This is a genomic window from Neisseria weaveri (assembly GCF_900638685.1).
Classification (GTDB): Bacteria; Pseudomonadota; Gammaproteobacteria; order Burkholderiales; family Neisseriaceae; genus Neisseria; species Neisseria weaveri.
On record NZ_LR134533.1, the window covers coordinates 1,356,072 to 1,378,419 of the forward strand.

The window sequence follows — 22,348 nt, forward strand, 5'->3', positions numbered from 1 at the left end:
TATTTAACTCAACAGGATGAGAAAATATGCCTACTATTAATCAATTGGTACGCAAAGGTCGTCAAAAGCCTGTGTACGTAAATAAAGTGCCTGCGCTAGAGGCTTGTCCTCAAAAGCGTGGTGTATGTACTCGTGTATACACTACTACTCCTAAAAAACCTAACTCGGCTTTGCGTAAAGTGTGTAAAGTTCGTTTGACTAATGGTTTTGAAGTAATCTCATATATTGGTGGTGAAGGCCATAACTTGCAAGAACACAGTGTAGTATTGATTCGCGGTGGTCGTGTAAAAGACTTGCCAGGTGTTCGTTATCACACTGTTCGTGGTTCTTTAGATACTGCGGGTGTTAAAGATCGTAAGCAAGCCCGCTCTAAATATGGTGCTAAGCGTCCTAAATAATAATTGGGATTTAACCAGGCACGTCGGTCACCTATGTTAAAAATGGCCGAGTAAGTGAGTACTTAATTAAGTATTCATGGGAATTTTCCCAGCTGAATAGATTAAAAGGAAATTAAAATGCCAAGACGTAGAGAAGTCCCTAAGCGCGATGTATTGCCAGATCCAAAGTTTGGTAGCGTTGAGCTGACTAAATTCATGAATGTGTTGATGATTGATGGTAAAAAATCAGTTGCGGAGCGTATTGTTTATGGTGCTCTGGCGCAAATTGAAAAGAAAACTGGAAAAGTTGCCATCGAAGTTTTTAATGAAGCTATTGCTAATGCTAAGCCTATCGTTGAGGTGAAAAGCCGTCGTGTAGGTGGTGCAAACTATCAAGTTCCTGTTGAGGTTCGTCCTTCTCGTCGCTTGGCTTTGGCAATGCGTTGGGTGCGTGATGCAGCGCGTAAACGTGGTGAAAAATCAATGGATCTGCGTTTAGCGGGTGAATTGATTGATGCTTCTGAAGGTCGCGGTGGTGCTTTGAAAAAACGTGAAGAAGTGCATCGTATGGCTGAAGCAAATAAAGCATTCTCTCACTTCCGTTTCTAATTTTGAAAGGCTAATCAAATGGCTCGTAAGACTCCAATCAGCCTGTACCGCAATATTGGTATTTCTGCTCATATTGATGCGGGTAAAACAACTACAACCGAACGTATTTTATTTTATACTGGTTTGACTCATAAACTAGGTGAAGTGCATGATGGTGCTGCAACAACCGACTATATGGAGCAAGAGCAAGAGCGTGGTATTACTATTACTTCTGCTGCCGTAACTTCATATTGGTCTGGTATGGCTAAACAGTTTCCGGAGCACCGCTTTAACATTATCGACACTCCGGGACACGTTGACTTTACGGTAGAAGTAGAGCGTTCAATGCGTGTTTTGGATGGTGCTGTAATGGTTTACTGCGCTGTGGGTGGTGTGCAGCCGCAATCTGAAACTGTGTGGCGTCAAGCTAACAAGTATCAAGTACCGCGCTTGGCATTTGTTAATAAGATGGATCGTCAAGGCGCAAACTTTTTCCGTGTAGTGGAGCAAATGAGAACTCGTTTGCGTGCCAATCCTGTGCCTATTGTAATTCCAGTGGGAGCTGAAGATAATTTTGAAGGTGTTGTTGATCTTCTTGAAATGAAATCCATTATTTGGAATGAGGCGGATAAAGGTACCACTTTTGAATATGGTGATATTCCTGCTGATTTGGTAGCTACAGCTGAAGAGTGGCGTGCTAATATGGTTGAGGCTGCGGCAGAAGCTAGTGAAGAGTTAATGGACAAGTATCTGGAAGACGGTGGCTTGACCAAGGAAGAAATCATTGGTGCTTTGCGTCAGCGTACATTGGCAGGTGAAATTCAGCCAATGCTTTGTGGTTCGGCCTTTAAAAATAAAGGTGTTCAACGTATGTTGGATGCTGTTGTTGAGTTATTGCCGGCTCCTACTGACATTCCACCTGTTCAGGGTGTTCATCCGTCCAGTGATGAAGCAGATCAGCGTGAAGCGAGTGACGACGCTCCATTCTCTGCACTTGCATTTAAGATGCTCAATGATAAATATGTTGGTAATTTAACATTTATTCGTGTTTATTCTGGCGTAGTTAAATCTGGCGATACGGTGTTGAACTCTGTTAAAGGTACTCGTGAACGTATAGGTCGTTTGGTACAAATGACTGCTGCTGATCGTACTGAAATTGAAGAGGTTCGTGCAGGTGATATTGCTGCTGCAATTGGTTTGAAAGATGTAACGACTGGCGAGACTTTGTGTGCAGATAATGCTCCAATTATTTTGGAGCGTATGGAGTTTCCTGAGCCGGTGATTCATGTTGCTGTTGAGCCAAAAACAAAAGCAGACCAAGAAAAAATGGGTATTGCTTTGAATCGACTGGCCAAAGAGGATCCTTCATTCCGAGTACGTACAGATGAAGAGTCTGGTCAAACAATTATTTCCGGTATGGGTGAATTGCATTTGGAAATTATTGTAGACAGAATGAAGCGTGAATTTAGTGTTGATGCAAATATCGGCGCACCTCAAGTAGCTTATCGTGAGACTATCCGGAAGGAAGTTGAAGCTGAATATAAGCATGCAAAACAATCTGGTGGTAAAGGTCAGTATGGTCACGTTGTGATTAAAATGGAACCTATGGAGCCAGGTGGTGCAGGTTACGAATTTATTGATGAAATTAAAGGTGGTGTGATTCCTCGTGAGTTTATCCCATCTGTTGATAAAGGCATTCGTGACACTTTGCCGAATGGTGTAGTTGCAGGCTTTCCAGTGGTTGATGTGCGAGTTCGCTTGGTATTTGGTTCTTCCCACGATGTTGATTCGTCTCAACTGGCATTTGAATTGGCTGCATCACAAGCATTTAAAGAGGGTATGCGTAAAGCATCTCCAGCTCTTTTAGAGCCGATTATGGCTGTTGAAGTTGAAACTCCTGAAGAATACATGGGCGATGTAATGGGTGATTTAAATCGTCGTCGTGGTATTGTATTAGGTATGGATGACGATGGTATCGGTGGTAAGAAAGTTCGAGCTGAAGTGCCTTTGGCAGAAATGTTTGGCTATTCCACTGACTTGCGATCTGCAACACAAGGTCGTGCTACATACTCTATGGAGTTTAAGAAATATGCAGAAGCACCTGCACACGTTGCAGCGGCTGTAACGGAAGCTCGTAAAGGCTGATAGTTAAATTCATATTTTGAGGCCGTCTGAAAAAATTCTAAGCATTATCTTTTTTAGACGGCTATTGTTCTTTAATTGATCTTTATGTAAAAAGGAATTAGCTCATGGCTAAAGAGAAATTCGAGCGGAGCAAGCCGCACGTAAACGTTGGCACCATCGGTCACGTTGACCATGGTAAAACCACTTTGACTGCTGCATTGACCACTATTTTGGCTGAAAAATTCGGTGGTCAGGCTAAAGGTTACGATCAAATCGACAATGCCCCGGAAGAAAAAGCCCGCGGTATTACCATTAATACTTCTCACGTAGAATACGAAACCGAAACCCGTCATTACGCTCACGTAGACTGTCCGGGTCACGCCGACTACGTTAAAAACATGATTACCGGTGCTGCCCAAATGGACGGCGCTATTTTGGTATGTTCTGCTGCTGACGGTCCTATGCCGCAAACCCGTGAGCACATCCTGTTAGCTCGTCAAGTAGGTGTACCCTACATCATCGTATTCATGAACAAATGCGATATGGTTGATGATGCAGAGCTGCTGGAATTGGTAGAAATGGAAATCCGTGATCTGCTGAGCAGCTACGACTTCCCTGGTGATGATTGCCCGATCGTTCAAGGTTCTGCTTTGCGTGCCTTGGAAGGTGACGAAGCTTACAAAGAAAAAATCTTTGAATTGGCTGCTGCTTTGGACAGCTACATCCCGACTCCTGAGCGCGCAGTTGACAAACCTTTCCTGTTGCCGATTGAAGACGTATTCTCTATTTCAGGCCGCGGTACCGTAGTAACCGGTCGTGTAGAGCGCGGTATCATCAACGTAGGTGACGAGATTGAAATCGTAGGTCTGAAAGAGACTCAAAAAACCACTTGTACCGGTGTTGAGATGTTCCGCAAGTTGCTGGATCAAGGTCAGGCCGGTGATAACGTTGGCGTACTGTTGCGCGGTACCAAACGTGAAGACGTTGAGCGTGGTCAAGTATTGGCTAAACCCGGCTCTATTACTCCGCACACCAAGTTTAAAGCTGAAGTGTACGTATTGAGCAAAGAAGAGGGTGGTCGTCATACTCCGTTCTTCGCTAACTACCGTCCTCAATTCTATTTCCGTACTACCGACGTTACCGGTGCGGTAACTTTGGAAGAAGGCGTTGAGATGGTAATGCCTGGTGAGAATGTGACCATTACTGTAGAATTGATCGCTCCGATTGCTATGGAAGAAGGTTTGCGTTTTGCGATTCGCGAAGGCGGCCGTACTGTAGGTGCTGGCGTAGTATCTTCTATCATCGCTTAATTGGAAGGATATAGATCAAATGGCAAATCAAAAAATCCGTATCCGTTTAAAAGCTTACGACTACAGTTTGATTGATCGTTCTGCTCAAGAAATCGTTGAAACTGCTAAGCGTACCGGTGCTGTTGTAAAAGGCCCGATCCCATTGCCTACAAAAATTGAACGCTTCAATATTTTGCGTTCTCCCCATGTGAATAAAACTTCACGTGAGCAATTGGAGATTCGTACGCATTTGCGTTTGATGGATATTGTCGATTGGACTGATAAAACTACAGATGCCTTGATGAAATTGGATTTACCTGCTGGGGTCGATGTAGAAATTAAGGTACAGTAACTATATATGAAAAATATTCTCTTGATTTGATAAGAGAAAATATTGTATAGTAATGGACTTGGAAATTTTCCAAGTCCATTTTTTTGTGAAATATGGTTGGTCAATCGAAACCAACCCCTTGTTTATAAGGAAAAAATCATGACTTTAGGTCTGGTTGGACGCAAGGTGGGCATGACTCGCGTGTTTAATGAGCAGGGTGTTTCTGTTCCTGTAACCGTGTTGGATATGTCTGCTAATCGCGTTGCACAGGTAAAATCCAAAGATACAGACGGCTATATTGCTGTTCAAGTTGCCTTTGGTAATAAGAAAGCTAATCGTGTGAATAAAGCAGAAGCGGGACATTTTGCTAAAGCGGGTATTGAAGCTGGTTCTGGTTTGATTGAATTTTCTTTGTCTGAAGATAAGTTAGGCGAACTAAAGGCTGGTGATGTAATTACTGTTGCAATGTTTGAAGTGGGTCAGTTGGTAGATGTGACAGGTACTTCTAAAGGTAAAGGCTTCTCTGGTACTATTAAACGTCACAATTTTGGGGCGCAGCGTACGTCTCATGGTAATTCACGTTCTCATCGAGTTCCTGGTTCAATTGGACAGGCGCAAGACCCAGGTAGAGTTTTTCCTGGTAAGCGTATGGCAGGTCAGTATGGCAATACTAAGGCCACAGTTCAATGTTTAGAAGTAATGCGTGTTGATGTTGAACGTCAATTGATGTTGGTAAAAGGTGCTGTTCCTGGTGCTGTCAATGCAGACGTTGTGGTTCGTCCTAGTGTGAAGGTGGGTGCATAATGGAATTGAAAGTAATTGACTATAAAGGCCAGATTTCTGGTGGCTTGTCTGTTTCTGATGCACTGTTTGCTCGCGAATATAATGAAGCATTGGTGCATCAGTTGGTAACTGCTTTTTTGGCTAATGCCCGTTCTGGTAATCGTGCTCAAAAAACTCGTGCAGAAGTTAATCATTCAACTAAAAAGCCTTGGCGTCAGAAGGGTACTGGTCGTGCTCGTTCGGGTATGACTTCTTCTCCTTTGTGGCGTAGTGGTGGTAGAGCTTTTCCTAATAAGCCAAATGAAAACTTTACTCAAAAAGTAAATCGTAAAATGTATCGTGCTGGTATGGCTGCTATTTTGTCTCAATTGGTGCGTGATGAACGATTGTTTGTAATTGAAAGTTTGGTTGCTGAGACCCCGAAAACAAAAGCTTTTGCTGAGCAAGTAAAAAATCTTGGTATGGATCAGGTTTTATTTGTTACTAAGCAATTGGATGAAAACGTTTATTTGGCATCGCGTAATTTACCTAACGTATTGGTTTTAGAAGCTCAGTTGGCTGATCCATATAGCCTATTGCGTTACAAAAAGGTAGTAATTACTAAAGATGCTGTTGCGCAATTAGAGGAGCAATGGGTATGAATCAACAACGTTTAATGAAGGTTATTTTGGCGCCTATTGTTTCTGAAAAAAGTAATTTGTTGGCAGAGTTACGTAATCAAATGGCATTTAAAGTTTTGCCAAATGCTAATAAAACTGAAATCAAGGCTGCGGTTGAGCTTTTGTTTGGTGTTCAAGTCGCATCAGTTACGACGGTTACTGTTAAGGGTAAGGTAAAACGATTTGGTCGTACTTTAGGTCGTCGTAGTGATGTTAAGAAAGCATATGTAACTCTAGTTGCTGGTCAAGAAATTGATATTGATGCCGCTGCAGCAGCTGCAGATAAGGAATAAGTGAAATGGCTATTGTGAAAATGAAGCCTACTTCTGCTGGCCGTCGTGGGATGGTGCGTGTAGTGGTAGAGGGCTTACATAAAGGTGCTCCATATGCTCCTTTATTAGAAAAGAAAAATTCTACTGCTGGCCGTAATAATAATGGTCACATTACTACTCGTCATAAGGGTGGAGGTCATAAGCATCATTATCGTTTAATTGACTTTAAGCGAAATAAAGATGGTATTCCGGCTAAAGTTGAGCGTATTGAGTATGATCCAAATCGTACGGCATTTATTGCTCTGTTGTGTTATGCGGATGGTGAGCGTCGCTATATTATTGCTCCTCGTGGTGTTCAAATTGGAGCAACTTTAGTTTCTGGTGCAGAGGCTGCTATTAAAACAGGTAATACTTTACCGATTCGTAATATACCTGTTGGTACGACTATTCACTGTATTGAAATGAAACCTGGTAAAGGTGCTCAAATCGCACGCTCTGCCGGTGCGTCTGCAGTCTTATTGGCTAAAGAAGGTATTTATGCACAGGTTCGCTTGCGTTCAGGTGAGGTTCGAAAAATACATATTGATTGTCGAGCCACTATCGGAGAGGTAGGCAATGAAGAACAAAGCCTTAAGAAAATTGGTAAAGCAGGTGCTAATCGTTGGAGAGGGATTCGTCCAACAGTTCGCGGTGTAGTCATGAACCCTGTTGATCATCCTCATGGTGGTGGCGAGGGACGTACTGGTGAGGCACGTGAGCCAGTTAGTCCATGGGGTACCCCTTCTAAAGGTTATCGCACTCGTAATAATAAACGCACGGATAATATGATTGTTCGTCGTCGTTACTCTAATAAAGGTTAATTGATATGGCTCGTTCATTAAAAAAAGGCCCATATGTAGACCTGCATTTGCTCAAGAAAGTAGATGCTGCTCGCGCAAGCAACGATAAAAGACCTATTAAAACTTGGTCGCGTCGTTCCACTATCTTGCCAGATTTTATTGGTCTGACAATTGCAGTTCATAATGGTCGTACTCACGTTCCTGTTTTTATCAGTGATAATATGGTTGGTCATAAATTGGGTGAATTCTCATTGACTCGTACTTTCAAAGGCCATTTGGCTGATAAAAAAGCTAAAAAGAAATAAGGTGAACTATGAGAGTAAGTGCACAACATAAAAACGCTCGTATTTCTGCACAAAAAGCACGCTTAGTTGCAGATATGATTCGTGGTAAAAATGTAGCTCAAGCTTTAAGTATTTTGACATTTAGTCCAAAAAAAGGTGCTGAGTTAATCAAGAAAGTTTTGGAATCAGCTATTGCGAATGCAGAGCATAATAATGGCGCTGATATTGATGAATTAAAAGTAGTGACTATTTTTGTGGATAAAGGACCTAGTCTGAAACGATTCCAAGCACGAGCTAAAGGGCGTGGTAATCGTATTGAAAAACAAACTTGTCATATTAATGTAACAGTAGGTAACTGAAGGAAAAGCTATGGGACAAAAAATTAACCCTACAGGCTTTCGCCTGGCGGTAACTAAAGACTGGTCATCTAAATGGTTTGCCAAAAGTAACGAGTTTTCTACCGTTTTGAAGCAAGATATTGATGTTCGAGAGTATTTAAGAAAGCGTTTAGCTAATGCTTCTGTTGGTCGAGTTGTTATTGAGCGTCCAGCCAAATCTGCTCGTATTACTATTCACTCTGCTAGACCTGGAGTTGTAATTGGTAAAAAAGGTGAAGATATCGAAATTTTGAAACGCGATTTGCAAGCTTTAATGGGTGTACCTGTTCATGTAAATATTGAAGAAATACGTAAACCTGAACTGGATGCTCAAATTATTGCTGATGGAATTGCACAGCAATTGGAAAAACGTGTTCAATTTCGTCGTGCTATGAAACGTGCTATGCAAAATGCTATGCGTGTTGGCGCTAAAGGCATTAAGATCATGACTTCAGGTCGTTTGAATGGTGCTGATATTGCACGCAGTGAGTGGTATAGAGAAGGCCGTGTGCCATTGCATACTCTGCGAGCAAATGTGGATTACGCAACTAGCGAAGCGCATACTACATACGGTGTGTTAGGTTTGAAAGTTTGGGTTTATACAGATGAAAGCTCTGATAAAGGTGCTAAGTTAAAACCTGAACAAGAAAAAAAACAAAGAAAGGGTTCTCGTCATGTTGCAGCCAACTAGACTGAAATACCGCAAACAGCATAAAGGTCGTAATACAGGTATTGCTACGCGTGGTAATAAAGTAAGTTTTGGTGAGTTTGGTTTAAAGGCCGTTGGTCGTGGTCGTTTAACTGCTCGTCAAATTGAAGCTGCGCGTCGTACAATGACTCGACACATTAAACGTGGTGGTCGAATTTGGATTCGAGTATTTCCAGATAAGCCAATTACTGCAAAACCAGCGGAAGTCCGTATGGGTGGGGGTAAGGGTTCTCCTGAATACTACGTAGCTGAAATTCAGCCTGGTAAAATGCTTTATGAAATGGATGGTGTGCCAGAGTCTTTGGCGCGAGAGGCCTTTGAATTGGCTTCAGCAAAATTGCCAATTCCAACAACATTTGTAGTTAGACAGGTAGGTCAATAATGAAGGCTAGTGAATTAAAGGGCAAATCTGTTGAGCAATTAAATGCTGATTTACTTGATTTGTTAAAAGTTCAATTCGGTTTACGTATGCAAAATGCAAGTGGTCAACTGGGTAAGCCAAGTGAATTGAAAAAAGTTCGTCGTGATATTGCTCGTATTAAAACCATTCTAACTGAAAAAGGTGCTAAATAATGAGCGAAGTTAAAAATATTCGTACTTTACAGGGTAAAGTCGTTAGTAATAAGATGGACAAAACAGTTACTGTTTTAGTTGAGCGGAAAGTTAAGCATCCTTTATATGGTAAAATTATTCGCCGTTCGACTAAGATTCATGCGCATGATGAGCAAAATCAATATAATATTGGTGATGTGGTTGTGATTTCAGAATCTCGTCCGGTGTCAAAGACTAAATCTTGGGTTGTCACAGAATTGGTTGAGAAAGTAAGAGCTGTATAATAATTATTACAGTTTATTCTTAAAACAGAAGCGAAGTGTTGCTGGAATAATTTTTTTCCTGTAAACTTCGTTTCTTACTTTCTACTTTCTTGTAGAAGTATTCTTCCCTTCGGGGCCCAAGACTGGTTTACTAGAACCTCAAATTGGTTTCATTGGTACTGTTAAGTTCAATATTTAATTGTATTCTTGAAAGTGGTAAATTAAGTTGGTTTATTTAAAGGTAATAAAATGATTCAAATGCAGACCATCTTAGATGTTGCTGATAACTCTGGTGCGCGTCGTGTTATGTGCATTAAGGTTTTGGGCGGATCTAAACGTCGCTATGCTTCAGTTGGCGATATTATTAAAGTTGCAGTTAAAGATGCTGCGCCACGTGGCCGTGTCAAGAAAGGTGACGTGTATAGTGCAGTAGTTGTTCGTACCGCAAAAGGTGTTCGTCGTCCTGATGGAGCCTTGATTAAATTTGATAACAATGCTGCTGTTTTGTTAAATAATAAATTGGAACCCCTTGGTACTCGTATTTTTGGGCCGGTAACTCGTGAACTAAGAACAGAGCGCTTTATGAAAATCGTTTCATTGGCTCCTGAAGTTCTATAAGGATTGCACTATGAATAAGATTATTAAAGGTGATCAGGTACTTGTAATTGCTGGTAAAGACAAAGGCAAAAAAGGTCAAGTTGTTCGCGTAATGGGGGATAAAGTTGTTGTTGAGGGTGTTAATGTTGTAAAGCGCCATCAAAAACCTAATCCTATTCGCGGAGTTGAGGGTGGTATTGTGACGAAGAATATGCCTTTAAATATTTCTAATGTTGCAATTTTTAATCCAGAAACAAATAAAGCAGATCGTATCGGTATTAAACTAGTTGAAGAAGAAGGAAAGGTTAAAAGAGTTCGTGTCTTTAAGTCAACTGGTTCGGCTGTTGGTGCGTAAGGAGTAAATATGGCACGTTTAAGAGATTTTTATAACAGCACGGTTGTTCCTGAATTGATGAAGCAATTTAACTACAAATCAATTATGGAAGTCCCCCGTATTGAAAAAATTACTTTGAATATGGGTGTTGGTGAAGCAGTTGCTGACAAAAAGGTTATGGAGCATGCTGTTGCTGATCTAGAGAAAATATCAGGTCAGAAACCTGTAGTAACTGTTGCTCGTAAGTCTATAGCGGGTTTTAAAATTCGTGATAATTACCCTGTTGGATGTAAAGTAACATTGCGCCGTAACCAGATGTTTGAGTTTCTAGATCGCTTGATTACGATTGCTTTGCCGCGAGTTAGAGATTTTCGTGGTGTAAGTGGCAAGTCATTTGATGGTCGTGGAAATTATAATATGGGTGTTAAAGAGCAGATTATTTTTCCTGAGATTGAATACGATAAAATAGATGCTCTACGTGGTTTAAATATTACCATTACTACCACAGCAAAAACTGATGAAGAGGCTAAGGCCTTGTTATCTATGTTTAAATTTCCATTTAAGGGATAATTATGGCTAAAAAAGCACTTATTAATCGTGAAGCTAAACGTGCTGCATTGGCTAAAAAGTATGCTGCGAAACGTGAAGCAATTTTTGCTATTATTAATGATTCGAATGCTACTGATGAACAGCGTTTTGAAGCACGCTTGAGGTTTCAGGCTATTCCTCGTAATGCAGCTCCTGTTCGTCAACGTCGTCGTTGCGCTTTGACTGGTCGTCCTCGTGGTACATTCCGTAAGTTTGGTTTGGGCCGAATTAAAATCCGTGAAATCGCAATGCGTGGCGAAATTCCGGGTGTTGTTAAAGCTAGCTGGTAATAGAGGGTTATAAAATGAGTATGCATGATCCTATTTCCGATATGTTGACCCGTATTCGTAATGCTCAGCGAGCTAATAAAGTTGCGGTGTCTATGCCTTCCTCAAAACTAAAATGTGCTATTGCGAATGTTTTAAAAGAAGAAGGTTATATTGAGGATTTTATTGTAAGTACAGATGAAAAACCTGTACTAAATATTCAACTGAAATATTATGCGGGTCGTCCGGTAATTGAACAGATTAAGCGTGTTTCACGTCCTGGATTGCGTGTATATAAAGGAGCAACAAATATTCCTACTGTAATGAATGGATTAGGTGTTGCGATTATTAGTACTTCTAAAGGCGTAATGACTGACCGTAAAGCTCGATTGGAGGGTGTTGGTGGTGAGTTGTTGTGTTTTGTTGCATAGTGCAGGAGATATTTAAATGTCACGTGTAGCTAAAAATCCAGTGACTGTTCCTGCTGGTGTTGAAGTGAAATTTGGAACAGATAATTTGACAGTCAAAGGTAAAAATGGTGAGTTGTCGCTTCCTTTGTCTACTGATGTAAATGTCGAATTAATTGACGGCTCTTTAACTTTTTCGGCTGCTAATGATAGTAAGCACGCTAATGCAATGTCTGGTACTATCCGTGCCCTTGTAAATAATATGGTTAAAGGCGTTAGTGAGGGTTTTGAGAAAAAATTACAGCTTATTGGTGTTGGTTATAGAGCCCAAGCTCAAGGAAATATTTTAAATTTGTCTCTAGGCTTTTCTCATCCGATTGTTTATGAAATGCCTGTTGGTGTGTCAGTGCAAACGCCATCTCAAACTGAGATTGTGTTAGCTGGTGCAAATAAGCAAGTTATTGGTCAAGTTGCTGCAGAGATTCGCGCATTTCGCTCTCCAGAGCCTTATAAAGGTAAGGGTGTTCGTTATGTTGGTGAAGTTGTGGTAATGAAAGAAACCAAGAAAAAATAATTGAGGCTTAGTAATGAATAAACATATAACCAGACTCCGTCGTGCACGCAAAACTCGTGCACGAATTGCGGACTTAAAAGTGATTAGATTGTGCGTATTCCGTACAAATAATCATATTTATGCGCAGGTAATTAGTGCTGAAGGTGATAGAGTACTTGCTCAGGCATCAACTTTAGAAGCGGAAGTGCGCACAATGTTGAAATCAGGTAGTAATGTTGAAGCTGCTACCTTGATTGGTAAGCGCATAGCAGAAAAAGCTAAAGCAGTCGGTGTTGAGCGTGTTGCTTTTGATCGTTCGGGTTTTCAATACCATGGTCGTGTAAAAGCTTTGGCTGAAGCTGCGAGAGAAAATGGATTGAGCTTCTAGGGATAGGTATTGGAGTCTTTAATATGGCAAAACATGAAATTGAAGAACGTGGCGACGGCTTAATTGAAAAAATGGTTGCTGTTAACCGTGTAACGAAAGTTGTAAAAGGTGGTCGTATTATGGCCTTTTCAGCGTTGACTGTTGTCGGTGATGGTGATGGTCGTATTGGTATGGGTAAAGGTAAGTCTAAAGAAGTACCTGTGGCCGTACAGAAAGCAATGGATCAGGCACGTCGTTCCATGATTAAAGTGCCATTGAAAAATGGAACAATTCATCATGAAGTAATTGGTCGTCATGGTGCAACACGAGTATTTATGCAACCTGCTAAAGAGGGTAGCGGTGTAAAAGCTGGTGGTCCAATGCGCTTAGTTTTTGATGCTATGGGTGTCCATAACATCTCTGCTAAAGTTCACGGTTCAACCAATCCGTATAATATCGTAAGAGCCACATTGGACGGTTTGTCTAAGTTATACACACCTGCTGATATTGCTGCTAAACGTGGTTTAACTGTAGATGAAATTTTAGGAATTAACCATGACTGAGCAAAAGAAAATTAAGATAACTTTGATTAAAAGTTTAATTGGTACTATTGCATCACATCGTGCTTGTGCACGTGGTTTGGGTTTGCGTCATAGAGAGCATACGGTTGAGGTGCTAGATACCCCAGAAAATCGTGGTATGATCAACAAGATCAGCTACCTTTTAAAAGTGGAGTCTTAAGATGTTCTTAAATACAATTAAACCAGCTGAAGGAGCTACTCATTCAGCTCGCCGAGTTGGTCGTGGTATTGGTAGTGGTTTGGGTAAGACTTGTGGTAGGGGGCATAAAGGACAGAAGAGTCGTGCAGGTGGCTTTCATAAGGTAGGTTTTGAAGGTGGTCAAATGCCCTTACAGCGTCGTTTACCTAAACGAGGCTTTAAGTCTTTAACTTCTTTAGTTAACGCTGAAGTTCGTTTGAGTGAATTGGCATTAGTTGCAGTTGATGTTATTGATATTTTGGCATTAAAGCAAGCCGGGTTAATTTCTGCTAATGCATCAAATGTAAAAGTGATTGCTTCTGGTGAACTTGATAAAGCGGTTACTTTAAAAGGTGTTAAGGTAACTAAAGGTGCAAAAGCTGCCATCGAATCTGCTGGTGGTAAAGTAGAAGAATAAGGTTTTATTTAAGTGGCTACTCAACAATCTTTATCAGGTTTGGCAAAATTTGGCGACTTAAAGAGTCGAGTATTATTTTTGCTAGGTGCGTTAATCGTTTTTCGAATTGGTGCTCATATTCCTGTACCAGGTGTGGATGCAGCTGCTCTTGCTAAACTTTATGAAAGCGCAGGAGGGGGCGTTTTGGGAATGTTAAATATGTTCTCAGGCGGTTCTCTTGAGCGCTTCAGTATTTTTGCTATTGGTATCATGCCATATATTTCTGCTTCAATTATTGTGCAATTGGCATCAGAAATATTTCCTTCGTTGAAGTTATTAAAAAAAGAAGGGGAGGCTGGTCGCAAGATAATTACAAAATATACTCGTTATGGTACTGTTTTATTAGCACTTTTGCAGAGTTTTGGTGTTGCAACTTTTGTTTTTCAACAAGGTGTAGTAGTAACGTCGCAGTTTGAGTTTTATGTATCTACGATTGTTTGTTTGGTGACCGGTACGATGTTTTTAATGTGGCTGGGAGAGCAGATTACTGAACGTGGTATTGGTAATGGGATTTCATTAATTATTACTGCAGGTATTGTTTCAGGAGTTCCTTCTGGTATTGTTCAATTGTGGACTTTAACTAGACAGGGTTCAATAAGTATGTTAATGGCTGTTTCTATAGTAATTGGCGTATTTATATTGATTTATGCAGTAGTTTTTTTTGAAAGTGCACAGAGAAAAATCCCGGTGCATTATGCTAAACGTCAAATTGGTAATCGTATTGCTCAAGGCCAAAATACTCATATGCCATTTAAATTGAATATGGCTGGTGTAATCCCACCTATTTTTGCTTCAAGTATTATACTTTTTCCTTCTACAATTTTTAGTTGGTTTGGTTCGACTTCAACTGATAGTTTGTTAGGGCAAATAGCTGCTTTACTGCAGCATGGCCAACCTATTTATATATTGTTATTTTCTTCAGCTATTATCTTTTTCTGTTATTTTTATACAGCATTGGTGTTTAGTCCAAAAGAGATGGCTGAAAATTTGAAGAAAAGTGGTGCATTTGTGCCTGGGATTAGGCCTGGAGTACAGACTGCAAAATATTTAGAAACAGTAGTGCTACGATTAACTTTTTTTGGCGCATTGTATATTACAATAATATGCTTGATTCCTGAGTTTTTAACAACGGCATTAAACATTCCCTTTTATTTAGGAGGGACATCTTTGTTGATTCTTGTTGTGGTAACTATGGATTTCAGTACTCAAATTGCCTCGTACAGAATGACGCAACAATATGAGCATCTGATGAAGCGCGCTGATATGAGATCATTATCACGTAAATAAGAATTATGGCTAAAGAAGATACCATACAAATGCAAGGTGAGATCTTGGAAACCTTACCTAATGCGACTTTTAAAGTTAAGCTTGAAAATGACCATGTTGTATTGGGTCATATATCTGGAAAGATGAGAATGCATTATATTCGTATTTCTCCAGGTGACAAAGTAACTGTAGAGCTTACACCTTATGATTTAACCCGTGCTCGTATTGTATTCCGAGCAAGATAATTAATGAAAGGAAAGACATGCGTGTACAACCTTCAGTGAAGAAAATTTGCCGTAACTGTAAGATTATTCGTCGTAATCGTGTAGTTCGTGTAATTTGTACCGATCCACGCCATAAACAACGTCAAGGCTAATTTGGCTTGTCTGTTTTTTTATGGTATAGTGACAAACTTTTGCCCTTAAAGGAAAAAATATGGCTCGTATCGCAGGGGTAAATATCCCTAATAACGCCCATATCGTAATTGGCTTGCAAGCTATTTATGGTATTGGCGCTACTCGCGCTAAGTTGATTTGTGAAGCTGCAAACATAGTGGCTAGTACAAAAGTTAAAGATTTAGACGAGACTCAACTTGAAGCTTTGCGTGAGCAAGTGGCTAAGTATGAAGTAGAAGGTGATTTGCGCCGTGAAGTAACCATGAGCATCAAACGATTGATGGATATGGGCTGCTATCGTGGCTTCCGTCATCGTCGTGGTTTACCATGTCGTGGTCAACGTACGCGTACTAATGCGCGTACACGTAAAGGTCCACGTAAAGCAATTGCTGGTAAAAAATAATTTTGTAAGGAATTAATTAATGGCTAAAGCAAACACAGCTTCGCGTGTACGTAAAAAAGTACGTAAAACCGTTAGCGAAGGTATTGTTCATGTTCATGCGTCTTTTAACAATACCATCATTACTATTACCGACCGCCAAGGCAATGCGTTATCTTGGGCTACCTCTGGTGGTGCTGGTTTTAAAGGTTCACGTAAAAGTACACCATTTGCAGCTCAGGTAGCTGCAGAAGCAGCTGGTAAAGTTGCCCAAGAGTATGGCGTTAAAAATTTAGAAGTTCGTATTAAAGGTCCTGGTCCGGGTCGTGAATCTTCTATTCGTGCGCTCAACGCTCTTGGTTTCAAAATTACTAGCATTACTGACGTTACTCCGTTGCCTCATAACGGCTGTCGTCCGCCTAAGAAACGTCGTATTTAATATTGGAGTGATTGAGATATGGCACGTTATATCGGCCCTAAATGTAAATTAGCACGCCGCGAAGGCACGGATTTGTTTTTAAAAAGCGCTCGTCGCTCTTTGGAATCCAAATGTAAGATGGATTCTGCTCCTGGTCAGCATGGTGCTAAAAAGCCTCGCTTGTCTGATTATGGCTTGCAATTGCGTGAAAAGCAAAAAATCCGTCGTATTTATGGCGTTTTAGAGCGTCAATTCCGCCGTTATTTTGCAGAGGCTTCCCGTCGTAAAGGTTCTACTGGTGAGCTGCTTTTGCAATTGTTAGAATCTCGTTTGGATAATGTTGTTTACCGTATGGGTTTTGGCTCTACTCGTGCTGAAGCGCGTCAGCTGGTTTCTCATAAAGCCATTACTGTAAACGGTCAAGTAGTTAACATCCCGTCTTTCCAAGTTAAGGCAGGTGATGTAGTTGCAGTTCGTGAAAAAGCGAAGAAGCAGGTTCGTATTCAAGAAGCACTAGGATTGGCAGCACAAATCGGTATGCCTAGCTGGGTTTCTGTTGATGCTCCAAAAATGGAAGGTGTATTTAAAAATATGCCTGATCGTTCAGAGTTGTCTGGCGATATTAATGAACAGCTGGTGGTTGAGTTCTACTCTAAATAATGCTAGCTAAGTGAGGGACAGTTAAATGCAAAATAGCACTTCCGAATTTTTGAAACCCCGTCAAATTGATGTTGATACTTTGTCCACTACACGTGCCAAAGTGTCTATGCAGCCATTTGAGCGTGGTTTCGGCCATACCTTAGGTAATGCTTTGCGTCGTATCTTACTGTCATCCATGAATGGTTTTGCTCCGACTGAAGTTGTGATTTCAGGCGTTTTGCACGAATACTCTACTGTTGATGGAGTTCAAGAGGATGTGGTTGACATTCTCTTGAATCTCAAAGGTGTGGTATTTAAATTACATGGACGTAGCCAAGTCCAGTTAACTTTGAAAAAATCTGGTTCTGGTCCTGTAGTTGCCGGTGATATTGAATTGCCGCACGATGTTGAGATTATCAACCCAGATCACTTGATTTGCCATTTATCTGATAATGGTCAAATTGAGATGGAAATTAAGGTAGAGCAAGGCCGTGGTTATCAATCTGTTTCTGGTCGTCGTGCGTTGCGCGATGAAAATAAACAAATTGGTGCAATTCAATTGGATGCGAGCTTTTCGCCCATTAGCCGTGTTAGCTTTGAAGTTGAACCTGCACGTGTTGAGCAGCGTACCGATTTAGACCGTTTGGTTTTGGATATTGAAACAGACGGTTCTATTGATCCTGAAGAGGCTGTTCGCAGTGCAGCACGTATCTTAATTGACCAAATGTCTATTTTTGCAGACTTAAAAGGAACACCGGTTGAGGAGGTGGAAGAAAAAGCGCCTCCAATCGATCCTATTTTATTGCGCCCAGTAGATGATTTGGAATTAACCGTACGTTCAGCTAATTGCTTAAAAGCTGAAGATATTTATTATATTGGTGATTTGATCCAACGCACCGAAACCGAGTTGTTAAAAACGCCAAATTTAGGTCGCAAATCTTTGAATGAAATCAAAGAAGTTTTGGCATCTAAAGGTTTGACGTTGGGATCAAAACTAGAAGCTTGGCCACCTGTGGGTTTGGAAAAGCCTTAAGTTTGAATATTAAAGGATAATGACATGCGTCATCGTAATGGCAATCGTAAATTAAACCGCACTAGCAGTCATCGCGCTGCGATGCTGCGCAATATGGCAAATTCTTTGCTGACTCATGAAACTATTGTAACTACTTTGCCTAAAGCTAAAGAGTTGCGTCGTGTAGTTGAGCCGTTGATCACTTTAGGTAAAAAGCCTTCTTTGGCTAACCGTCGTTTGGCTTTCAGCCGTACTCGCGATCGTGATGTAGTGGTTAAATTATTTGACGATTTAGGTGTTCGCTTTGCAAGTCGCAATGGTGGTTATGTTCGTATTTTGAAATACGGATTCCGTAAAGGCGATAATGCTCCTTTGGCATTGGTTGAGTTGGTTGATCGTGTTCCTGAGGCCAGCGCTGAATAAGCTTAATTGACACTCAATTGCAGATGTCGTAAAACCAGCCTAAAATGGCTGGTTTTCTTTTATGTTTTTGATTTGTTTAGGTATAATGCTGCTTTTGTGATTTATAAAAATTAATTATTCCAAAAGATTATTTTGATTAAGTAAGAAAAATGAGCTAATGGTTAGTTTGACTTATTATCTTATACTTCGATCGATTTTTTTGTACCAGTATTTTGGCTTTTATTTTAAAGCATTAGTGCCAAAAGATTTACAAGGATCCTGATAAGCTGAAATGCTTGAATATCAGATTGAGTAAATGTAAATCAAGCTAAGTGTTGAGTTTATGTCAGAATTACAATTTAATTTGTAATGATTGCAAAATCTAAATTGATAAAATATTTGAATATGAATGTTTAAATAAAAAAGGGGGGAATAATGAAGTCTAAAGGTCTGCTGTTTATCTTGCTGTTGGGTTTTTCTGTATTTTCTTGGGCTCAGAGAATGGTTCCTGCGGATATGTCTGTTGGTAAATTAAAAAGCGTGCAAGGATCCCAGTTGGTTCTTGGTAACAATACGTTGGGATTTACGGAAGTCATTACTTTAGGCCTGGTGAATAATGATGCTCTTTTGGAGATGAGTCCCGCTTTGAGAGTTCGTGATGAACGAAACCGTTTCATTGTGAGTGGTAAATTAGGTGCAAATATTGGAAAGCATATTGCGGTGCGGGTTCGCAATAATCAAGTTGATGAGATTTGGATTTTAACTGAAGCGGAATATGCGAAATTTATGCAGCATAAGAAGTAAGTTTCAAGTTTTGAATTGGATGTTGATTTTATGAAAAAAGTCTTTATTCGTACTTTTGGTTGTCAGATGAATGAGTACGATTCTGAAAAAATGTTGTCTGTGCTTGCAGAAGATGATGAGTTGGTGCAGGTCGGTGAGGCTGAAGAAGCAGATATTATTTTATTCAATACCTGTTCTGTGCGTGAAAAAGCCCAAGAGAAAGTATTTTCGGATTTGGGACGTGTAAAATCGTTAAAAGCCAAGAATCCGAATTTGATTATCGGTGTGGGCGGTTGCGTGGCTTCGCAAGAAGGTGAAGAAATCGTTAAGCGTGCTCCGTTTGTTGATGTAGTGTTTGGCCCGCAAACTTTGCATCGTTTGCCGAAACTGATTGATGAGAAAAAAGAAACGGGTCGTTCTCAAGTTGATATTTCGTTCCCTGAGATTGAAAAGTTTGACCACCTTCCTCCGGCGAGAGTTGAAGGCGGTTCCGCTTTCGTGTCGATTATGGAAGGATGTTCTAAGTATTGCAGTTTTTGTGTTGTTCCTTATACCCGTGGCGAAGAGTTTTCACGTCCTTTGAATGATGTTTTGACGGAAATTGCGAACCTGGCACAACAGGGTGTGAAAGAGATTAATTTGTTGGGACAGAACGTGAATGCCTATCGTGGCGAAATGGAAGACGGTGAGATTTGCGACTTCGCCATGTTGCTGCGTATTGTGCATGAAATTCCGGGTATTGAGCGTATGCGTTTTACGACCAGTCATCCGAGAGAGTTTAGTGACCGCATTATTGAGTGTTATCGTGATTTGCCAAAGTTGGTTTCACATTTGCATTTGCCGATTCAAAGCGGATCAGACCGCGTGCTGTCTGCAATGAAACGCGGTTATACTGCTTTGGAATATAAATCGATTATCCGCAAGCTTCGTGCTATTCGTCCCGATTTGTGTTTGAGTTCGGATTTTATTGTCGGTTTTCCGGGAGAGACCGAGCAAGAGTTTGAGCAGACTTTGAAACTGGTAAAAGATATCGCGTTCGATTTGAGTTTTGTATTTATTTACAGTCCACGTCCCGGCACGCCTGCGGCGAATTTGCCGGACGATACGCCGCAAGAAGAAAAAGTCCGTCGTTTGGAGGCGTTGAACGAAGTTATCGAAGCGGAAACCGCGCGTATCAATCAAAGTATGTTGGGAACGGTGCAACGCTGCCTAGTGGAAGGTGTGTCCAAGAAAGACCCTGACCAATTGCAAGGCCGTACCGCAAACAACCGTGTAGTGAATTTTACAGGCAGCGTTGATTTGATTAACCAGATGGTAGATATCAAAATTACCGAAGCATTTACTTTCTCGCTGCGTGGAGAGTTGGTGTAATCTGAAGCTTTTTGAATATGGAGGCCGTCTGAAAAAACGCTGTTTTCAGACGGCTTCATCGTATCTTGATGTTGGATATGCCGTTTCAGTTTCATACTTATTTGATTCCGATGAACCTGTAATCGTTAAAGGCCGTCTGAAAATTCAGACGGCCTGACGTAAACGGATAGTATGGAAATAGCCGATTAAACCGATAGCTCACGGGTTTTGGCTGTATTCGTCGGCTAACGCTTGGGAGCGTTGAACACAGGCTTCAACGCCTTGTCGGATGGTTTCGGCTAAGCGGTTTTGTTCGAAGCTTTGTAGTGCGGCATAGGTTGTACCGCCTTTGGAAGTGACTTGCTGTTGTAGCGTGGAAAACGGTTCGCCGCTCTGTTCGGCGAGCATGACGGCACCTTTGAATGTTGCTAAGGTCAGCTGTTTCGCGGCATCGGGCGTAAATCCCTGCTGTTCGGCAGCGGCGGATAAGGCATTCATTAGGTAGAAAATATAGGCAGGGCCGCTGCCGCTGATGCCGGTAATCGCGTGGATATCGTTTTCGGTTTGCAGCCAAACAGTTTGGCCGACAGCCTGCATAATTTGTTCGGCTTGCTGTTTGTCGGATTCGGTGATGTTGGCTTCGGCAAATAAACCCGATATGCCTAGGCCGATTTGCGACGGAGTGTTGGGCATGGTTCGGATAATGCGCCGCGTGCCGCCCAGATACCGGCTTAAGGTGTCTATGCTTAAGCCTGCGGCAACGGACAGAATCAGTGCGCCGTTGGTTTGGATAGGCGCGCAGGCGGCTTTCATGTCTTGAGGCTTAACTGCCAGAATCAAAACATCATTTTTGGTCAGTGCCGGCAAGGTTTCGGAAACGGTAACGCTTAAAGTTCGGGCTAATTTTTCGCGTTTTTCCACGCTGCGGTTGGCGATGTGGATGTTATGGTTGCCTTGTTTGATCAGGCCCTGTGCAATGGCAGTGGCCATATTGCCGCCGCCGAGAAAGTAGATGGTCATATTTGTCCTTTGATTGTCGGCATGGGAGGCCGTCTGAAAAAATCCGGTTGGATACGGTTGATGGGGTATACAGATATTGTTTGCTGTGTTTATGTTGATTGGGCGTATTGGCGGTTGCCGAAAATGGCGCTGCCGATACGCACGTGGGTGGCACCGTTGCGGATGGCGGTTTCCATATCCGACGACATGCCCATCGACAAAACATCTGCTGCAATACCGGCTTGGTTAAGCTCTGCCAACAGATTGCGCATGGTTTGGAATTGTCGGTTTAACTCGGTTTCGCTGCAGTCTGCTTTGGCAACGCACATCAAGCCGCGCAGGGCCAGCTTGGGCAGTTTGATGAGTTCGCGGGCGAGCGGCAGGACATCTTCAGGCGCAATGCCGTGTTTGTTTGGCTCTTGTGCAATGTTCACCTCGATGCAGATTTGCAGCGGCGGCATATGGGTTGGGCGTTGGTGGCTGAGACGTTCGGCAATTTTCAGACGGCTTACGGTATGCACCCAGTGGGCGCGTTCGGCAACGTATTTGGTTTTGTTGGATTGGATATCGCCGATAATATGCCAAACAATATCGGGGCAGTCGGCCAGTTCGTCGGTTTTGGCATACCATTCCTGGATGTAGTTTTCGCCGAAATCGCGCTGGCCGCAGCGGTAAACCGTTCGGATGTCTTCGGCCGGGAAAGTTTTGCTGACGGCAATCAGGGAGGCGGCGTTTTCGGCGCGGTCGGATTGCAGACAGACGGTGCGGATTCGGCTGAGAACGTTTTGAAGGTTGTTGTGCAGAAAATCCATAATTTATCCGTATGAACAGGCAAAGTGTTGTATCGGGTCGGCTTGATTTTTCATGCCGTCTGAAAATAATTGCGTTTTATTTGGTTTGAACTGTTATTATTATTTACAATTGTTAAAT

37 protein-coding genes are annotated in these 22,348 nt (G+C 41.6%); 35 read left to right on the forward strand and 2 right to left on the reverse strand.

From position 1 onward, the window contains the following. The first annotated feature begins 26 nt into the window (after positions 1-26). The 35 genes from rpsL to miaB all read left to right on the forward strand — a co-directional run bounded on the left by rpsL (position 27) and on the right by miaB (position 20,440). On the forward strand, positions 27-398 hold the full coding sequence (gene rpsL, locus EL309_RS06540; protein WP_002218431.1) for a 30S ribosomal protein S12: 372 nt from the start codon (positions 27-29) through the stop codon (positions 396-398). Between the two features lie 117 nt (positions 399-515). After that, positions 516-986, forward strand: a complete 471-nt coding sequence (rpsG, locus tag EL309_RS06545; protein WP_036494573.1) for a 30S ribosomal protein S7 — start codon at positions 516-518, stop codon at positions 984-986. 18 nt (positions 987-1,004) lie between these two features. Beyond that, positions 1,005-3,110, forward strand: coding sequence for an elongation factor G (fusA, locus tag EL309_RS06550; protein ID WP_004284552.1), 2,106 nt, complete (start codon positions 1,005-1,007; stop codon positions 3,108-3,110). Between the two features lie 104 nt (positions 3,111-3,214). Continuing rightward, positions 3,215-4,399 carry an elongation factor Tu gene (gene tuf / locus EL309_RS06555; protein WP_064130938.1) on the forward strand — a complete coding sequence of 395 codons (1,185 nt, stop codon included), beginning with the start codon at positions 3,215-3,217 and terminating at the stop codon, positions 4,397-4,399. A 19-nt stretch (positions 4,400-4,418) separates the two neighbouring features. Next, the gene (gene rpsJ / locus EL309_RS06560; RefSeq protein ID WP_002642322.1) at positions 4,419-4,730 is read left to right on the forward strand and encodes a 30S ribosomal protein S10; all 312 of its coding nucleotides are present in this window, start codon (positions 4,419-4,421) and stop codon (positions 4,728-4,730) included. A 138-nt stretch (positions 4,731-4,868) separates the two neighbouring features. Further along, on the forward strand, positions 4,869-5,513 hold the full coding sequence (gene rplC, locus EL309_RS06565; RefSeq protein ID WP_004282550.1) for a 50S ribosomal protein L3: 645 nt from the start codon (positions 4,869-4,871) through the stop codon (positions 5,511-5,513). Further along, a complete protein-coding gene (gene rplD, locus EL309_RS06570) occupies positions 5,513-6,133 on the forward strand; it encodes a 50S ribosomal protein L4 (RefSeq protein WP_004282549.1) in 621 nt (206 codons plus the stop codon). The genes rplC and rplD overlap by 1 nt, the downstream gene beginning before the upstream one ends. Further along, complete coding sequence (gene rplW, locus EL309_RS06575; RefSeq protein WP_193777265.1) at positions 6,130-6,444, forward strand: 50S ribosomal protein L23; 315 nt, start codon at positions 6,130-6,132, stop codon at positions 6,442-6,444. The genes rplD and rplW overlap by 4 nt, the downstream gene beginning before the upstream one ends. A gap of 5 nt (positions 6,445-6,449) precedes the next feature. Further along, positions 6,450-7,283, forward strand: coding sequence for a 50S ribosomal protein L2 (gene rplB / locus EL309_RS06580; protein ID WP_004282545.1), 834 nt, complete (start codon positions 6,450-6,452; stop codon positions 7,281-7,283). 5 nt (positions 7,284-7,288) lie between these two features. Continuing rightward, entirely contained in the window at positions 7,289-7,567 is a 279-nt protein-coding gene (gene rpsS / locus EL309_RS06585) for a 30S ribosomal protein S19 (protein WP_002215422.1), read from the forward strand. An 8-nt stretch (positions 7,568-7,575) separates the two neighbouring features. Further along, positions 7,576-7,905 (forward strand): 50S ribosomal protein L22, encoded by a 330-nt coding sequence (gene rplV / locus EL309_RS06590; RefSeq protein WP_004282477.1) that lies wholly within the window; start codon positions 7,576-7,578, stop codon positions 7,903-7,905. Positions 7,906-7,915: 10 nt separating this feature from the next. Continuing rightward, complete coding sequence (gene rpsC / locus EL309_RS06595; protein ID WP_004282476.1) at positions 7,916-8,614, forward strand: 30S ribosomal protein S3; 699 nt, start codon at positions 7,916-7,918, stop codon at positions 8,612-8,614. Continuing rightward, the gene (rplP, locus tag EL309_RS06600) at positions 8,598-9,014 is read left to right on the forward strand and encodes a 50S ribosomal protein L16 (RefSeq protein ID WP_004282475.1); all 417 of its coding nucleotides are present in this window, start codon (positions 8,598-8,600) and stop codon (positions 9,012-9,014) included. Before rpsC ends, rplP begins: the two co-directional genes overlap by 17 nt. After that, positions 9,014-9,205, forward strand: coding sequence for a 50S ribosomal protein L29 (gene rpmC, locus EL309_RS06605; protein ID WP_004282474.1), 192 nt, complete (start codon positions 9,014-9,016; stop codon positions 9,203-9,205). Before rplP ends, rpmC begins: the two co-directional genes overlap by 1 nt. Further along, positions 9,205-9,468 (forward strand): 30S ribosomal protein S17, encoded by a 264-nt coding sequence (gene rpsQ, locus EL309_RS06610; protein WP_004282472.1) that lies wholly within the window; start codon positions 9,205-9,207, stop codon positions 9,466-9,468. Before rpmC ends, rpsQ begins: the two co-directional genes overlap by 1 nt. Before the next feature lie 228 nt (positions 9,469-9,696). Beyond that, positions 9,697-10,065: a 50S ribosomal protein L14 gene (rplN, locus tag EL309_RS06615; protein WP_004282471.1), complete on the forward strand. Its 369-nt coding sequence runs from the start codon at positions 9,697-9,699 to the stop codon at positions 10,063-10,065. Between the two features lie 10 nt (positions 10,066-10,075). Continuing rightward, the gene (gene rplX / locus EL309_RS06620) at positions 10,076-10,399 is read left to right on the forward strand and encodes a 50S ribosomal protein L24 (protein ID WP_004282469.1); all 324 of its coding nucleotides are present in this window, start codon (positions 10,076-10,078) and stop codon (positions 10,397-10,399) included. A 9-nt stretch (positions 10,400-10,408) separates the two neighbouring features. Then, a complete protein-coding gene (gene rplE / locus EL309_RS06625) occupies positions 10,409-10,948 on the forward strand; it encodes a 50S ribosomal protein L5 (protein WP_004282467.1) in 540 nt (179 codons plus the stop codon). 2 nt (positions 10,949-10,950) lie between these two features. Further along, positions 10,951-11,256, forward strand: coding sequence for a 30S ribosomal protein S14 (gene rpsN / locus EL309_RS06630; RefSeq protein WP_004282466.1), 306 nt, complete (start codon positions 10,951-10,953; stop codon positions 11,254-11,256). Positions 11,257-11,270: 14 nt separating this feature from the next. Beyond that, complete coding sequence (gene rpsH, locus EL309_RS06635; protein WP_004282465.1) at positions 11,271-11,663, forward strand: 30S ribosomal protein S8; 393 nt, start codon at positions 11,271-11,273, stop codon at positions 11,661-11,663. 16 nt (positions 11,664-11,679) lie between these two features. After that, complete coding sequence (gene rplF / locus EL309_RS06640) at positions 11,680-12,213, forward strand: 50S ribosomal protein L6 (RefSeq protein WP_004282463.1); 534 nt, start codon at positions 11,680-11,682, stop codon at positions 12,211-12,213. A gap of 13 nt (positions 12,214-12,226) precedes the next feature. Beyond that, positions 12,227-12,580: a 50S ribosomal protein L18 gene (gene rplR, locus EL309_RS06645; RefSeq protein ID WP_004282462.1), complete on the forward strand. Its 354-nt coding sequence runs from the start codon at positions 12,227-12,229 to the stop codon at positions 12,578-12,580. Positions 12,581-12,603: 23 nt separating this feature from the next. Then, positions 12,604-13,122, forward strand: a complete 519-nt coding sequence (gene rpsE, locus EL309_RS06650; RefSeq protein ID WP_004282460.1) for a 30S ribosomal protein S5 — start codon at positions 12,604-12,606, stop codon at positions 13,120-13,122. Further along, a complete protein-coding gene (rpmD, locus tag EL309_RS06655; protein WP_004282459.1) occupies positions 13,115-13,300 on the forward strand; it encodes a 50S ribosomal protein L30 in 186 nt (61 codons plus the stop codon). Before rpsE ends, rpmD begins: the two co-directional genes overlap by 8 nt. A gap of 1 nt (position 13,301) precedes the next feature. After that, positions 13,302-13,736: a 50S ribosomal protein L15 gene (rplO, locus tag EL309_RS06660; protein WP_004282457.1), complete on the forward strand. Its 435-nt coding sequence runs from the start codon at positions 13,302-13,304 to the stop codon at positions 13,734-13,736. 12 nt (positions 13,737-13,748) lie between these two features. Then, positions 13,749-15,062 carry a preprotein translocase subunit SecY gene (secY, locus tag EL309_RS06665; protein WP_004282455.1) on the forward strand — a complete coding sequence of 438 codons (1,314 nt, stop codon included), beginning with the start codon at positions 13,749-13,751 and terminating at the stop codon, positions 15,060-15,062. A gap of 5 nt (positions 15,063-15,067) precedes the next feature. Next, a complete protein-coding gene (infA, locus tag EL309_RS06670) occupies positions 15,068-15,286 on the forward strand; it encodes a translation initiation factor IF-1 (protein ID WP_003684714.1) in 219 nt (72 codons plus the stop codon). 17 nt (positions 15,287-15,303) lie between these two features. Further along, positions 15,304-15,417: a 50S ribosomal protein L36 gene (gene rpmJ, locus EL309_RS06675; protein WP_003697674.1), complete on the forward strand. Its 114-nt coding sequence runs from the start codon at positions 15,304-15,306 to the stop codon at positions 15,415-15,417. A 59-nt stretch (positions 15,418-15,476) separates the two neighbouring features. Continuing rightward, complete coding sequence (gene rpsM, locus EL309_RS06680) at positions 15,477-15,839, forward strand: 30S ribosomal protein S13 (protein WP_004282445.1); 363 nt, start codon at positions 15,477-15,479, stop codon at positions 15,837-15,839. Between the two features lie 19 nt (positions 15,840-15,858). Continuing rightward, the gene (gene rpsK / locus EL309_RS06685; protein ID WP_004282444.1) at positions 15,859-16,254 is read left to right on the forward strand and encodes a 30S ribosomal protein S11; all 396 of its coding nucleotides are present in this window, start codon (positions 15,859-15,861) and stop codon (positions 16,252-16,254) included. Positions 16,255-16,272: 18 nt separating this feature from the next. Further along, the gene (gene rpsD / locus EL309_RS06690; protein ID WP_004282443.1) at positions 16,273-16,893 is read left to right on the forward strand and encodes a 30S ribosomal protein S4; all 621 of its coding nucleotides are present in this window, start codon (positions 16,273-16,275) and stop codon (positions 16,891-16,893) included. A gap of 25 nt (positions 16,894-16,918) precedes the next feature. Beyond that, positions 16,919-17,905: a DNA-directed RNA polymerase subunit alpha gene (locus EL309_RS06695; RefSeq protein WP_004282441.1), complete on the forward strand. Its 987-nt coding sequence runs from the start codon at positions 16,919-16,921 to the stop codon at positions 17,903-17,905. Between the two features lie 24 nt (positions 17,906-17,929). Next, complete coding sequence (gene rplQ, locus EL309_RS06700) at positions 17,930-18,307, forward strand: 50S ribosomal protein L17 (protein WP_004282439.1); 378 nt, start codon at positions 17,930-17,932, stop codon at positions 18,305-18,307. Positions 18,308-18,721: 414 nt separating this feature from the next. Then, positions 18,722-19,090: a hypothetical protein gene (locus EL309_RS06705; protein ID WP_004282438.1), complete on the forward strand. Its 369-nt coding sequence runs from the start codon at positions 18,722-18,724 to the stop codon at positions 19,088-19,090. 30 nt (positions 19,091-19,120) lie between these two features. Then, on the forward strand, positions 19,121-20,440 hold the full coding sequence (gene miaB, locus EL309_RS06710; RefSeq protein WP_040669417.1) for a tRNA (N6-isopentenyl adenosine(37)-C2)-methylthiotransferase MiaB: 1,320 nt from the start codon (positions 19,121-19,123) through the stop codon (positions 20,438-20,440). Between the two features lie 198 nt (positions 20,441-20,638). Here miaB and proC read toward each other — a convergent pair whose 3' ends face one another. Beyond that, positions 20,639-21,439 carry a pyrroline-5-carboxylate reductase gene (proC, locus tag EL309_RS06715; RefSeq protein WP_004282436.1) on the reverse strand — a complete coding sequence of 267 codons (801 nt, stop codon included), beginning with the start codon at positions 21,437-21,439 and terminating at the stop codon, positions 20,639-20,641. A gap of 89 nt (positions 21,440-21,528) precedes the next feature. After that, complete coding sequence (locus EL309_RS06720; protein WP_004282435.1) at positions 21,529-22,230, reverse strand: YggS family pyridoxal phosphate-dependent enzyme; 702 nt, start codon at positions 22,228-22,230, stop codon at positions 21,529-21,531. Between the last annotated feature and the right edge of the window lie 118 nt (positions 22,231-22,348).